A 13,445-nucleotide genomic window follows, 5' to 3' on the forward strand; every position below is an offset into this window, starting at 1 on the left:
AATAAATAGAGGAGTGAGCTAATCTTGCCTACTATGCTCAACGAGTTGATGACATCTGCCGTATCTATTTTCAAGCGTGAAAAAGGGCTCGTTATGCTTGGACTGCTCGGGTTTGTTATTGCGGGATGTGCTGCTGTCTTTATGTTCTTTAAAGGAGTAGTCGTTCTTCCGGAGGGTGATATTAAAAATGTATTCTCGTTTGCAGCAGCATTGGGAATTTTTCTGTTATCCATTGCTGCTATCTTACCTTTTGCAGGCTTTACTGCTCGCAGGAGAAAAGTGATTCGCCGGCTTTTTATTGCTGCGGCTTCATACAGCTATGTAATTGAAACCCTGCAGAATTTCCGTGGCTTTAATCCCCGTTTCTCTAAAGTCGGCGGACCGGTGGTTACCCTTGCGGGAGCTCTATTTGGCGTCGTATCTCTTTCTTTTGTCGTCTCGGGTATCCTGCTTACTATTCAATTTTTGAGGATGAAAGCTCCATTATCGCGCCCTGTACTTATCAATGGTATCCGTTATGCCTTGCTGTCGGTATTCATAGCTAATCTGGCAGGACTGATTATGATGAGTTTACAAGGCCGTTTTATCGGAGCTGGGGGCAATTATATTGTACTACATGGAATTGGTCTCCATTCTCTCCAAACCCTGCTGTTACCCGCCTGGCTGCTGGAACATTCGAATCTAGGGTCCGGCAAACAGCGTCTGCTCCTGCATACAGGCAGCATAGCTTGGCTGATGACCATTTTGTGTATAGCCGTACAGACCAGTCTTGGCCGTTCTATGTTAGAAGTTAGCTTGTTTTCGATACTTGCCCTCCTCTGTTTACTGGTTTGGCTGTTCACTGCCATTTCGGCTCTAATGTCGCGGGTGAGTGTTTGAGCCTAATCCGGCACGCCCCACTGCCTCAGCTCATTGTGTTCGGTTTTCCACATACATTTAGCATATTTCCGCCACAGCAAAAAGCAGACTGCCCCGGCAGCCTGCTTCGGTGTGATACCTATAATCGCGATACCTATCAGTTAGTTCACAGCAAGTACAATCATGCCAATTCCTGCAGCGGTTAAAATGCCGCCCTCCAGCCCGCTGATCTGCTTCTCGCCGAATACAATGTCCCATGTGCCCAGTTCGGGCAGCTTCAGGGCTGCACCCTCCGGGTTGGCATTGTACAGTATGTACAGATGCTCCGCAGAATCTCCTCCGGCATGATCGCGGAGCGTGAAGGCCACTGCCTGCGCCGGTGCGTCCTCGAAGACCAAATGGTCACGGATCTCCTCTGCGGTACGCAGCCGGAAGGCGGGATGAGCCGCGCGCAGCGCGATCAGCTGCTTCATGTACGCTACTGATTCGGCCTGTTCCGCGCAGCGTTCCCAGTCCAGCCAGTTCACTTCCACTGCCGATTTATAGCTGTTCTCCACCCCGCCCTTCGTTCTCAGGAACTCCTGCCCGGCATGAATGAACGGTATCCCCTGACTCGTCAGCACCATAGCCGAGGCCAGATGGTGCATAGCGCGGCGCTGCTCGTCTTCTGCTCCTGCCGTAGACAAGACCAGCTTATCCCACAGTGTATGATTGTCATGGCACTCCACGAAGTTCACACTCTGCTGCGGCTCCTGGGCGTATTGTCCGAGGCCGGGCCCGTAATAGATTGCTCCAGCAATACCTGCCTTCACATTGCGTTCGAAGCCGAACCCGCCGCTGATGAAGCCCTTTTGGTCATGGAGGAATATATTCCCTTTGACGGCATCGCGGAAGCCGTCATTAAAATGCCCGATGCCCGGCATCTGATTGGCCTGGCACTGGTTGGCCCGAAGGTCCTCGGCCAGCTCCGTGTCCATCACCCAGCCTTCGCCTATCGTTATAATCGAAGGGTCCAGATCATCCAGACGACGGCGGATCTCGTTCATAGTCCCTACATCATGAAGACCCATCAGATCGAAGCGGAAGCCGTCGATATGGTATTCCCTGGCCCAGTACAGCACGGACTCAACGATGAAGCGGGACATCATCCTCCGCTCGGAAGCAGTATCATTCCCGCAGCCTGAGCCGTTCGACAACCGCCCGTCCTGCTTATACCGCAGATAATAGCCGGGAACCAGCTTGGTGAAGTTCACCCGGAAGCCGTCATAGACATGATTGTAGACCACATCCATGATGACACGCAGGCCGCGGTCATGAAGTGCCTGAATCATTGCCTTCAGCTCCCGGATGCGCAGGCCCGGAACATACGGATCTGACGCATAAGAGCCTTCAGGAGCATTGTAATTCTTGGGGTCATATCCCCAATTATAATGAGGCTCCGTAAGAAGGGTCTCATCTACGCTTTCTGTCGCATAATCATAGATAGGCAGCAGCTGCACATGGGTAACACCCAGACTGGCAATATGATCAAGACCGGTGGCAATGCCCTCAGGACCCCGGGTTCCGGCTTCTGCAAGGCCGAGGTATTTCCCTGTATGCTTAATCCCGCTGGCAGGATGAACCGATAAGTCACGCAGGTGAAGCTCATAGATCACCGCATCCACCGGGTCCTCCAGCGGCGGCTTATCCTGCGTCCAGCGCGCGGGATCGGTCTTGCGCAGATCCAGTATAGCCCCTCTGTCCCCGTTCACGCCGATCGCGCGGGCGTACGGGTCCACCGCTTCATTCCATAGCTCCCCGATACGCACCCTGTAGGTGTAGAACATTCCATCCAGATCGCCCGGAACGCTGAGTCTCCAGGTTCCCCGGACGTCTCGCATCATGGGTATCTGCCGCTGCGCAGCATCCTTCCAGGATGGATAGAGCACCAGCTCCGCTTCCTGGGCCGTCGGGGCCCACAGACAGAACGCGGAGCCGGACGCCGAATAGGTTAGGCCAAGATCCTCTCCGTCATAGCTGAACAGCTCATCGAAATTCCGGTCGAAGACGGAGATTCCGCTGGTAGCCGCCGGGTCCCCGTAATCAATCGGTTCCTTCATTTCCTTCTGTACTGACAAGGCATACCGCCTCCTTTACCCTTAACTAAATATACGGCAGAACTCCTGGGTTTTATTCAACTCTGCTTTTCTCTATATGAAATTTTATCCTAACCGCCAACTTTGTGCAAACGTTTGAATCACACTCTGCAAGTGGAAACGGCTTTGCCGTCCTTTTAAAGGACGGTAACGTTTCAGCGAGAAATAGAAGGATAATTTATCGTGTGCAACATATAAATTCTATATTTCAAAAAGACCGGGACACAGGAGATACCCTGCCCCGGCCCGGCCACTATCTTGAAGCAGACTGGCTCCTGCTTGTCTGTCAAGGCACATCTGGAGATTCCGGCAGGTTAAGCGACACCATCGTAAGTATTCTTTTATTCGCTGAATAGGAGATCTGCCGTTCTCTGCCCGGCGTATAGCCGCCGCCCGGATGCTGCATCCCGTTGTCATGGACAATCAGCGTGCAGGAGCCGTCCTCCTCATCCTCATAACCGATTCCCAGCACCCAATGATAGTCGTACGCATATCTGCCCCGCCAACGGAGGCTGAACCACTTGTCGAATTTGAGCGCGACCGGACGCCCGGCATTAATCTCGGCCCGGTAGCGCCCGATATCATTGAACACGGATATCTTAATCAGGTCGGAGCGGTTACTTAAAAGCGGCAGGGCCGCGCCAATGCACGCCCGGAGGCCTCTGACAAAGCCGCGTGTGCTCATGCCCCACGGCGTCCCGCCATGATGGGTGTAGATGTAATTGATATGCGCGGCCATGGAATCAAAATGGCGGATACCCGGAATAAACGTCCGGCCCATTTGCGAATGCCAATATTCCAGAAGAGCGGCCATGGTCGCCGGCCCGCAGGCTGAAGAAGGCGAGGCTACGCCTGTCTCCCACTGTGTATACGCCTTCGCCTTCAGCCGCTCCCCGGCAGGCGTCCGGCTCATAGGGATACCCTATGGCTGCAATGCTCCAGCACCCGGTCAATATCGGCAGCCAGGAACGGCTTGCTGACAAAGTCATCCATGCCCGCCGCGTAGCAGCGTTCCCGGTCCTCTTTTCTGGCATACGCTGTCACAGCTGCAATATACGGCTGGTGCGGGGCAGGCGCCTGTTCGCGGATTCTGGCCGTTGCCGTAAGCCCGCTCATCCCCGGCATCTGTACATCCATGAATACCAGATCATACCGCTCACGGAGCACTGCCTGCACCGCCGCTTCGCCATGATCGACCAGATCGGCGGCATAGCCTCTTTTGTCCAGCATAGTCACCAGCAGCTTCTGATTCACCGGATGATCCTCCGCCACCAATATACGTAGAGGCCCGAATTCAGCAGCAGATTCGCCTTCTTCCGGGATACTAATCTGTTCAGAGGCCGGCGCCGGATCAGAGACGAGCACCGTATCCTCCCAGCTGCCTTCCAGTTCCAGCTCCATATCTACAGGCAGGATGAAATAGAAATTAGATCCTTCCCCGACGACACTCTCGACCGTGATGGCACCGCCCATCAGCTCCACCAGCTTTTTGCAGATCGCCAGGCCCAGGCCGGTTCCCCCATACTTGCGGTTAATGGACGGGTGCAGCTGCGAGAAGGACTGGAACAGCAGCGGCTGCTTGTCAGGAGGGATGCCAATACCTGTATCAGCCACGCTGAATTTGAGCGTCAGCTTCCTGCGGTCCCTGCTATATTCTCTGCTCAGCAGAATGGAGACTTGTCCCGTCTCAGTGAATTTCACGGCATTGCTGACGAGATTCACCAGCACCTGGCGCAGCCGGGCCGCATCTCCCATAATCAGCTCCGGCACATCCGCAGCCATGCGGCAGGACAGCTCAATATTCTTTTCACGGGCCTTCGGCATGAACAGCTCCGTGATATTGTCGAGCAATTCCGCCAGACTTACCGGCTCGTGGGTAAGCGTCATTTTACCGGCTTCGATTTTGCTGAAATCCAGAATTTCATTAAGAATATATAACAGGGATGTACTGCTCTCGCTGATAATCTGGGCATATCCCCGTTGTTCTTCCGTCAATTCCGTCTCACTCAGCAGATCGGTCATGCCCATAATTCCGTTCATCGGTGTACGCAGCTCATGGCTCATGATGGCGAGAAATTCCGATTTGGCCTGGTCCGCCTTCTCCGCCAGCTCCTTGGCTCTGATAATCTCCTTCTCCCCGGTAGTGTCACGGAAGACAACGACCGCTCCCTTGCGCTCGCCCTTGTCGAACAGAGGGGTAACCTGGTACTCGGCCAGGAAGCTGGAGCCGTCCTTGCGCCACAGCACCGCATCCAGGCTCTGATGGGCTTCTCCTGCCCGGACTGCCCGCATCAGCGGAGACTCCTCCGGCCGGTAATGGTTGCCGTCAAGCGCGGTCTGCTGGATGGGGTCCAGGTAAGGATGCCCGGCAATCTCATCACATTCGAAGCCCAGCATATGCGCCCCCGCAGGATTAATAAAGGTGACCCGTCCCTCGTTGTCCAGACCGAATATCCCTTCGGACACGGCATTGAGAATCAGGGTGTAATCATTGCTTAGCTTCTCGATCTGCTCCGTGTACCTGATATGATCTGTAATATCGCGGGAGATCCCATATACCCCTACCACCTGATGATCCACAACAATAGGAATATTAATCGTATTGATCTCCACCGGATGCCCGTCTTTATGGATCAGCGTCAGATCGTAGCTCTGCGGCTCTCCCTGGCTGGCCAGAGTGAAATGATGCAGCGTCTTTTGAATATCTTTGTCAGCTACCAGCGGTCCAAAATAATTCCCCAGCAACTCCTCCAGCGAGTAGCCGGTCAGCTTCTCCAGATTGGCATTCGCCGTCAGATAGTCCCCCTGCAGATTCATGGAATACACCGCCGCAGGATTATACTCGAACAGGGATTTGTAGCGTTGCTCATTCTCCTGCAGCTTCGATTCGAATTGCTTACGTTCAGTAATGTCACGGCCTACCGCAATAATCTCTGTCTTCCGGCCCTGCGCATCAAAAATATAACGGCTGTTCGTTTCAAACCAGACATAGGTACCGTTCTTGTGGCGGTAGCGGTAGGAGGCCGGGGGAATCAATCCCGAATCTTCACTCTCCGCCATCTGATTCAGAATCATCTCCAGATCATCGGGATGCAGGTAATCGTAGGCACTGGTGCCGATCATCTCTTCAGGCTCATAACCGAGCAGCGACCGGCTGGCCGGCGAGCAATACAGGAAGATGCTGTCCTTAATCGCATGACGGGAGATCAGGTCAAGGGAATTCTCCGACATCAGCCGGAAGTTCCGTTCACTCTCCCGCAGCTGCTCCTCCATATGCATACGCTCGGTAATATCCTGCATCATGCCGAACAGCTGGGCTGGCCGGCCTTCCGGACCCGGGATGACATCCCATTGCACATGCACCATCAGGACCTCCCCATCCGGCAAAATCATCCGATAGGCCGTATTACCCGGCTCCCCTAGTCCCTTAGCCCGTTCTACAGCCTCCTGCAGAATCCGGACATCTTCAGGATGGACCAGTGCCAGGAAGGCCTCCTGATTCACTTGGCCTGTCTCCACGCTGTATTGCAGAATACGCCGCAGCTCCTCGGAGAATGTGATTCTGCCCTTCACCAGATCCCAGCCCCACGAGCCTATTCGCGCCACCCGCTGCGCAGACGCAAGGGCCTCCTCGCTATGCTTGCGCCGGGTCACGTTACGCCCGATCCCCATAATCCGTGTGATTTCACCCTTCTCGCCCCGGATCATATGGAAGGATGTCTCGAACCATAGATACTGGCCCTCCTTGTGGCGCAGGCGGCGGATGGAGATATCGTTCTTCAGCAAGCCGCCGGAGCTGTTGACGGCTTCAACATCCTCCAGGTGATAGAATTCTGCGCGGTTCCTGCCGATAACCTCCTCCGGATGATACCCGATCTGGGAATAGGAGGACGGCGATATGAATGTTATCGTCCCGTCCGGCAGGGAGAAGGAGATCATGCTCTGATCGTCTTTTATGAATAAATTGTACAGATCGCGGCTGTCTACGGTTAGCTGGTCTGCAATTCTACTGTCTGTTACATCCTGTGCATATACAATAACAGTCCGGCCGGATGGCTCCTCTTGCGCCGGAATGAAGGTCAGGGAGAGCCAGAACGGATGCCCGTCACGGCCGGAGAACCGCTGATCCACCTGGAGAGGCTGTCCTTGCTGCTGTGCAAGCTCTGTCCCGATTCGCTGAATAGAGAATTCATCTTGAAGAACCCTGCCAGCCCCCGATAGAGTCCCTGAGAGAAACTCAGTCTCAGTACAGCCCAGCATATTGCAAAAAGCAGGATTAATCTTCATCCATCTGCCTCCTTCCGGAGACCATACAGCCATCCCCACCGGAGATAACTGGAAGGTTTGATCGAGAATGCTGTTATTACTAGCCAGGTTATCCATCACCTAAGGCCTCCTTCATCTTGGGGCTGTCGCTTCTGCAGACCCTCTGTTGTGCTTCACTTGCCGTTCTTCCATCACAGTATACGATAAGACTGTCACGGATTGAAATGAACGTCCTCCCCCTTGATGCTCATAAGTTAAAATTGATAATATTGACAAAATTAAGACATTATCTCTATAATAAAAAGCAAAACTATCTTCGTGACTCATTACGCTGGAAGCACCCGTAATAGAGGCCTGTTGGCCTTTACTGCGGGTGCTTTCTTTGTGTTTCGGGACATGGAGACAAGCGGAGGAATGTAATGAACAAACTGTATAAGCCCAGTTGTCTGCTGCTGCTGTCCCTCTTGATTGTCCTTACCCTTAGCTTCCCGGCCGGTCCAGCTTCGGCAGCGGCGACGGTGATTACCTCATCGGTTCAGGCTTCCTTTGACCTGACTGCTGCTAAGGCGGACAGCACTTCACGCGCACGGATGAAGAGCCAGTTCACAGAGCTGACCGCCCTGTCTGCTGGGTATGACAGCCGGGAGGTGCAGATCAGGACGCTTCATGATCAGAATGCAGAAGCGCTGAATGCAGCCCGTGAGTCCATCAAGAATATGGATCAGGCTTCCATTACCCGGCTGAGCGCAGCCGTCAGCAGTGCCAAGCAGCGTTATCAGCCGCTGTTCGATCAATATAGCGCGCTGAACAAGCGGATCTCCCTGCTCAAGAGACTGAAGGACAAGACGCTGAATTCCGTGCTGAAGGCCCAGTCGGAAGCCATGAAGCTGCTGGTCCAGATGGCCCGCCAGGAGATCCGCGACAAAGAAGCGCTGCTCAAGGCCGCCAAGGATACCCGTACGCGCCGGATGGCCGCCGCCCGCAGGACCCTGGCCGGCATTGACAGACCGCAAAGCTTAATCAAGTCACAGAAAAGCGCAGGCTCTGCCCTGAACAAGCGGCTAACGGCAGACTGGAGCGACTTCAAAGCGGCCATCCGCAAGCAGAATCCGGCTCTTGCCGGACAATCCTTATCTTCTATGGTCTCCGGGTACAAGCAGATCGCGGCGGGGAAGCTGAAGATCCTGGAGTATGAGCAGACGATTGCCGGAGTCATTGCCGCTACGCTTAGACAGACAGGCAGCTAAGCCGCAGATGGCCGCTCCCTGCTTGCTCCTGTGTCTTCTGCACGCCTGAACGCATATGTTAGGTTAAGAACCCTATCTACTATGCAGCGGGAGGAGCAGCTACAATGCACATCTGCATGATTGCACCGGAGCAGTTCACGGTTCCCGGGGACGGCTCGGTGGAGATTTGCATCTGGAATATCGCCCGGAGGGTGGCCAAGAGACATAAGGTAACCATTGTGAGCCGAAGAGCCACTGGGCTTCCTGACACGGAAGAGATAGAGCAGGTCAAGTTCATCCGGCTGCCCTCAGGCACCCCTTCCCGGTACCGCAGCTCCGTTCTTACGTTCCTGGAAGCTGCCGAGCCGTTCGACCTTATTCAGATCGATAACCGGCCGCGGCTGGCGGCGGCTGTGAAGCGGCAGTACCCCGGCACTCCGGTGCTGATATTCCTCCACTCTCTCACATTCGTCCCGCAGGAGCCCGGTATCTCCCGCAGCCTGGCCCTGGCCGATGCCGTCACGGTCAACAGCAGCTCCCTGGAGCAGCGGCTTATCCGGAGATTCCCCGGCATCCGCAGCAAGCTCCGCGTAGTTCCTCTGGGAGCAGACCTGTCGCGCTTCACCCCTGTGTCTGCGCAGGAGAAGGCGCGTCTGCGCACGCTGCATGGTATTGGCCCCGGCTTCACAGTCCTGTTCGTAGGCCGGGTCATTCCGCGCAAGGGAGTGCCTGTACTGCTCCGCGCCATGCACCGCCTGAACCGGCATATGCCTGCCCGGCTGCTGATTGCAGGCAAGGGGAAGCCGCCATATCTCCGGCAGCTGAGAGCCCTTGCCCGGCGTCTCGGCGTACAGGTGTCTTTTCTCGGCAATATTCCTCATGAGGATATCCATAGTATGTATCAAGCCGCCGACTGCTTCATCTGCCCCTCCCAGCAGCATGAAGCCTTCGGACTGGTGAATGTGGAGGCTATGGCCTCGGGGCTGCCGGTTATTGCCTCCAGCAACGGCGGAATCCGGGAGATTATCGATTCGGGCCGTAACGGCTATCTGGTGAAGCAGTACAGGAACCCTGCTGCTTTTGCCAGCCGTATGCTGCAGATCGGCCGCAATCCGGACCTTGCCGCCAGGATCGGACTACAGGGAAGAAGCGATGCGCTGCAGATGTATGAGTGGCAGCACACCGCAGAGCTGCTGGAGAATATTTATTTGAAGCTGGCGGGATCACGGTAACCAGAGGAGGCTTTCTGCTTGAGGGCTACTCAGGTTAATGAAAGGGCATAACACTTTACCTTACAGTGCTTTCCTCGAGGGCGGACAGTGCCGAACTGTAAGCCCAGTCAAGATGCGACAATGTGTCATACGGATTTTGTGATCCTTCTCGCAGGATGCAGCCGAGAGTTAATAATATACTACACGTGTAAGCGTTGCCATTAAACAAATGCACTGTACAGTAAGCCACCGAGATATTGGCAACCCCCTACAACCTATTATTCGCTGTAGAAAGGGTGCATCGTTATGTTAATGATCAAAGCTATCGTAAGACCTGAGAAAGCGGATGACGTGATGGCCGAATTGCTGCTGGCCGGCTTCCCCTCCATCAGCAAAATGGATCTGCTCGGGCGCGGCAAGCAAAAGGGCATTCAGGTCGGAACCAACCATTACAATCAAATCTCAAAAAAACTGTTGATGATCGTCATTCAGGATGAAGACAAAGATGACGTCATCAGCATTATTATGCGTACGGCCAGATCCGGTGAGCATGGCTCCTTCGGCGACGGCAAAATCTTTGTCCTGCCGGTACAGGAGGTTTTCACCATAAGCAACGGCAAGAACCAGCTATAGGGCGTCTATGAAAGAGGCAGCAAAGCATCCCCCCGCTCTCCGTCATCACGGACGACCGGGGACTGCCTTGCTGCCTTTATGAATTCCTGATATAGCAATCTCAGATCAGCTGGATGACAGTAAGCACCAGCCCGACCACAAAGCCGCAGACGGCCCCGTTGACACGAATCCACTGCAGATCCTTGCCGACCTTCTCCTCCAGCATATTCACCAGAGCGGCATCGTCCATCTGATCAAGGTTCTCCTTAACCAGCTGCCCGATCCGGTAATGATTAGCTTCCACGAAGGAGATTAGCGTCCCGCGAATCCGGTCCTCCGAGGTCTGAATCCATTCCTTCTCCTGGCTAACCCGCCGGACCAGCGCGGCATACAGCGAGAACAGCTTGCGCCCGCCCCGGCCCCGGTCCTCTTCCAGCAGCGTAACCGCCTTGCCGCGCAGCCCTTGCAGCTGCTGCAGCACAAATGCGGCGGCCGCTTCCCCTTGAAGCTCATTCAGTGCCCAATTCTTCAGCGAGGCAATCCGTTCTTCATCGCTCAGCAGCTGGAACAGAGCCACCCGGATCTCCCGGATGACCTCCTCCCGGTAGGGGCTATCCTCTTCCTTAAAGTCACGGATCGTTGACTGCACCATACCCTGGAGCATTTCCCCCAGCATATCGGCATCCACGAACCCGACGAAGGCCTGGAAGGCCATCCCCTTCAGTCCGCCCAGCTTTACCTCAGCCAGCTTCTCACTTGCAATCTTGCCCAGCATGGCCCGCGTCTCCGGGCGTCCGCTCCAGGCGGAGATCCCCTCCAGCGCAAAATCAAGGGCTGCAATGTCCTTGCCCTCATTCATCAGGCTGGTGGCAATAGTGTCTGCGGCGACTCCGAGCTTAGCTTCACGCAGATAGCTTGCCGCTGCCGATTGAATATACGGAACGGCCTGCTCTACCGGAAGCCGCAGTACGAAGCCCTTCAGCTGCTCCAGCACTTCCTGCCGCGCTTTTTTTCTGGAGAAGAACCGGGTCAGCACGGCAGCTCCGAGCGAGACTATATTGAAGGTACGCAGCTTATTCTCAATGCTCTCCTTGTTCAGCAGCTCATTCTCCATCGCAGAGATCAGGGATTGGATCAGCTTATCCCGGTTCTTCAGCAGCAGCGAGGTATGCGGAATTCTAAGGCCCAGCGGGTGACGAAACAGCGCCGTCACAGCAAACCAGTCGGCGATTCCTCCGACCAGACCTGCCTCGAAGCCCCCTCTCAGCAGAATAACTGCCAGATTCTCCGGCAGAAACAACGTGAACAGAAAGCCGCAGGCCATAATAGCCAGAGAGATCGTAGCTAAATTTCTGGATTTCATCAGTATCTTTTCCCCCTTACATAGCGACCCCATGCCGCTAGCATCCCGGGCACCGTCCCTTTCACATGCAGAAGACGAACCAGGCTGTCAGGTTACAGGTCTGCCTTACATTGTACCACGTGAGTACTCTTTTCTGAAAATCCGTCACGCTGTATGCAGCAGGAGGCTGTTCTGTAATACTATAGATGAACACTTTAATTTTAAGTTTCCGAGTAAATAATGATAAAATACAGGCAAAGCCTACGCGCCCTTGAAGGGGAAACTACAATAAACAGATAGAACAGGAGATCAATCACATGCTTATTGCACTGGATATGGACGGAACACTGCTCAATGCGGAGGGTGAAATCAGCAACGAGAACAAAGAAGCTATTCTTCAAGCACAGCGCCTGGGGCATATCGTGATTATCGCTACAGGCCGGTCCTACATGGACGCTGAGCGGCAGCTGCGGCTGGCTGATCTGGAGTGCCCTGTGGTGAGTCTTAACGGTGCTGTGATCACGCTGGCTGAATGAAATTCCTGAATTGTATTACAGAAATCAGTCGAGAACGCCCACTCCTTTAGGGGTGGGTTGAATCGTCTTTGTTTAAGGGACATCCTTATGCTGTCAAAATTGACAATCCTACAGAAATACCAAAACTACCTTATCATTAATTAACTATCATTTTGTTTTTGCCCAAGATACAGACGTAAAGTGCTAGTCGATCAAGTGGAGATTTAGTTTAAGCAAATTGTAATGGAGATATGTGCCGAACAGGATTGGCAGCTACTCGCAATGGAGGTCATGCCTGATCATGTGCATATTTTTCTAAACGCACTGCCAACCGATTCTCCCGCAGAACTTATGGCGAAATTGAAAGGAATCACTTCTCAGCGCCTCCGTGAACAATTTAAGCACTTGAACCACTTGCCTTCCCTCTGGACTCGTGCCTACTTGGTCAGTACGGCAGGGAACGTTTCAAGCGAAACGATCAAACAATATGTTGAAAAACAAAAAAAGAGGGGGTGAGACCCTGCAAACCGTAACGATTCAAATACGCATTTGTCCAACCGATCCGTCTGTATTGGTGGATATGGGGGGCGAATACATTCGAACCGTCAACGAACTAACGGAGCAAGCAGAAAGGTCTGGAACGTTTCCGAAACTAACTTCAAAAACCGTTCGTGCCAATCTACCCTCTGCCGTAAAGAATCAAGTGATTCGAGACGCCAAAAGCCTATTTCAGCGGTTCAAGAAAACGAAGAAGCGGCCTCTTCTCCAAAAGAGGGTGTACTACGTGAACAATCAAAATTATACGATTTGGGGCAACAATATTTCTTTCCCGGTGATCCTGGATGGAAAAGTACAACGTCTTGTGGTCCCTGCGCTTCTTTCGGATCGGGAGCGGGACATGCTTTCGAATGGGAAGCTTGGAATTCTGCGTGTGGTTCAAAAATCAGCGAAATGGTTTGTTCAAATTTCAATCGAACGACCGACCAAACAAGCCGATGGTCATGAAGTGATGGGGGTTGATCTAGGCTTGAAAGTTCCTGCTGTTGTCGTAACCTCTAGCGGCAAGACCAAATTTTGCGGAAATGGACGTAAAAACAAATTTGTTCGCCGTAAGTACAGCAGCTATCGCCGCAAATTAGGAAAACTTAAAAAGTTATCCGCGATCCGTAAACAGACCGACAAGGAAAGTCGTTTTATGAAAGATCAGAATCACAAAATCAGCCGCCAGATCGTGAATATGGCGATTCAAGAAAAGGTGTCTGTCATCAAGCTAGAGAAAC

The 13,445-nt window shown here is 53.6% G+C and carries 10 protein-coding genes and 1 pseudogene; 7 read left to right on the forward strand and 4 right to left on the reverse strand.

Annotated features, from left to right (window positions below; all coding sequences use genetic code 11):
• Positions 1-33: 33 nt before the first annotated feature.
• Entirely contained in the window at positions 34-879 is an 846-nt protein-coding gene (locus tag ACFSX3_RS05040; protein ID WP_379312695.1) for a hypothetical protein, read from the forward strand.
• Between the two features lie 140 nt (positions 880-1,019).
• Here ACFSX3_RS05040 and pulA read toward each other — a convergent pair whose 3' ends face one another.
• The 3 genes from pulA to ACFSX3_RS05055 form a co-directional block, all read right to left on the reverse strand.
• A complete protein-coding gene (pulA, locus tag ACFSX3_RS05045; RefSeq protein WP_209992876.1) occupies positions 1,020-2,975 on the reverse strand; it encodes a type I pullulanase in 1,956 nt (651 codons plus the stop codon).
• Between the two features lie 304 nt (positions 2,976-3,279).
• Positions 3,280-3,906, reverse strand: coding sequence for a C39 family peptidase (locus ACFSX3_RS05050; RefSeq protein WP_209992875.1), 627 nt, complete (start codon positions 3,904-3,906; stop codon positions 3,280-3,282).
• The gene (locus ACFSX3_RS05055) at positions 3,903-7,376 is read right to left on the reverse strand and encodes a PAS domain S-box protein (protein WP_209992874.1); all 3,474 of its coding nucleotides are present in this window, start codon (positions 7,374-7,376) and stop codon (positions 3,903-3,905) included. The genes ACFSX3_RS05050 and ACFSX3_RS05055 overlap by 4 nt, the downstream gene beginning before the upstream one ends.
• 302 nt (positions 7,377-7,678) lie before the next feature.
• Here ACFSX3_RS05055 and ACFSX3_RS05060 point away from each other — a divergent pair, with 302 nt between their 5' ends.
• From ACFSX3_RS05060 to ACFSX3_RS05070, 3 genes are all read left to right on the forward strand, one after another.
• Positions 7,679-8,506 (forward strand): hypothetical protein, encoded by an 828-nt coding sequence (locus ACFSX3_RS05060; protein WP_209992873.1) that lies wholly within the window; start codon positions 7,679-7,681, stop codon positions 8,504-8,506.
• Positions 8,507-8,610: 104 nt separating this feature from the next.
• Positions 8,611-9,717: a glycosyltransferase family 4 protein gene (locus ACFSX3_RS05065; RefSeq protein WP_209992872.1), complete on the forward strand. Its 1,107-nt coding sequence runs from the start codon at positions 8,611-8,613 to the stop codon at positions 9,715-9,717.
• Positions 9,718-10,002: 285 nt separating this feature from the next.
• On the forward strand, positions 10,003-10,329 hold the full coding sequence (locus ACFSX3_RS05070; protein ID WP_036695584.1) for a P-II family nitrogen regulator: 327 nt from the start codon (positions 10,003-10,005) through the stop codon (positions 10,327-10,329).
• 100 nt (positions 10,330-10,429) lie between these two features.
• Here the strand turns inward: ACFSX3_RS05070 and ACFSX3_RS05075 are convergent, their stop codons facing one another.
• Entirely contained in the window at positions 10,430-11,671 is a 1,242-nt protein-coding gene (locus ACFSX3_RS05075) for a DUF445 domain-containing protein (RefSeq protein WP_209992871.1), read from the reverse strand.
• A 296-nt stretch (positions 11,672-11,967) separates the two neighbouring features.
• Here ACFSX3_RS05075 and ACFSX3_RS05080 point away from each other — a divergent pair, with 296 nt between their 5' ends.
• The 3 genes and pseudogenes from ACFSX3_RS05080 to ACFSX3_RS05090 all read left to right on the forward strand — a co-directional run.
• Positions 11,968-12,186, forward strand: a complete 219-nt coding sequence (locus ACFSX3_RS05080) for an HAD-IIB family hydrolase (RefSeq protein WP_379258330.1) — start codon at positions 11,968-11,970, stop codon at positions 12,184-12,186.
• 139 nt (positions 12,187-12,325) lie between these two features.
• Positions 12,326-12,681 (forward strand): annotated as a pseudogene (gene tnpA, locus ACFSX3_RS05085) (IS200/IS605 family transposase).
• Positions 12,653-13,445: transposase (locus tag ACFSX3_RS05090; protein ID WP_379312679.1), on the forward strand; the 793-nt coding region annotated here is incomplete at its 3' end. The pseudogene tnpA and the gene ACFSX3_RS05090, both read left to right, overlap by 29 nt.

The sequence above is a fragment of the Paenibacillus rhizoplanae genome (assembly GCF_042684125.1).
GTDB lineage: Bacteria > Bacillota > Bacilli > Paenibacillales > Paenibacillaceae > Paenibacillus_AQ > Paenibacillus_AQ rhizoplanae.

Bases quoted from the DNA above. Each gene is read 5' to 3' on its own strand.
- ACFSX3_RS05040 (WP_379312695.1), top strand. From the start codon at position 34: ATGCTCAACGAGTTGATGACATCTGCCGTATCTATTTTCAAGCGTGAA.
- ACFSX3_RS05050 (WP_209992875.1), bottom strand. From the start codon at position 3,906: ATGAGCCGGACGCCTGCCGGGGAGCGGCTGAAGGCGAAGGCGTATACA.
- ACFSX3_RS05055 (WP_209992874.1), bottom strand. From the start codon at position 7,376: ATGGATAACCTGGCTAGTAATAACAGCATTCTCGATCAAACCTTCCAG.
- ACFSX3_RS05060 (WP_209992873.1), top strand. From the start codon at position 7,679: ATGAACAAACTGTATAAGCCCAGTTGTCTGCTGCTGCTGTCCCTCTTG.
- ACFSX3_RS05065 (WP_209992872.1), top strand. From the start codon at position 8,611: ATGCACATCTGCATGATTGCACCGGAGCAGTTCACGGTTCCCGGGGAC.
- ACFSX3_RS05070 (WP_036695584.1), top strand. From the start codon at position 10,003: ATGTTAATGATCAAAGCTATCGTAAGACCTGAGAAAGCGGATGACGTG.
- ACFSX3_RS05075 (WP_209992871.1), bottom strand. From the start codon at position 11,671: ATGAAATCCAGAAATTTAGCTACGATCTCTCTGGCTATTATGGCCTGC.
- ACFSX3_RS05080 (WP_379258330.1), top strand. From the start codon at position 11,968: ATGCTTATTGCACTGGATATGGACGGAACACTGCTCAATGCGGAGGGT.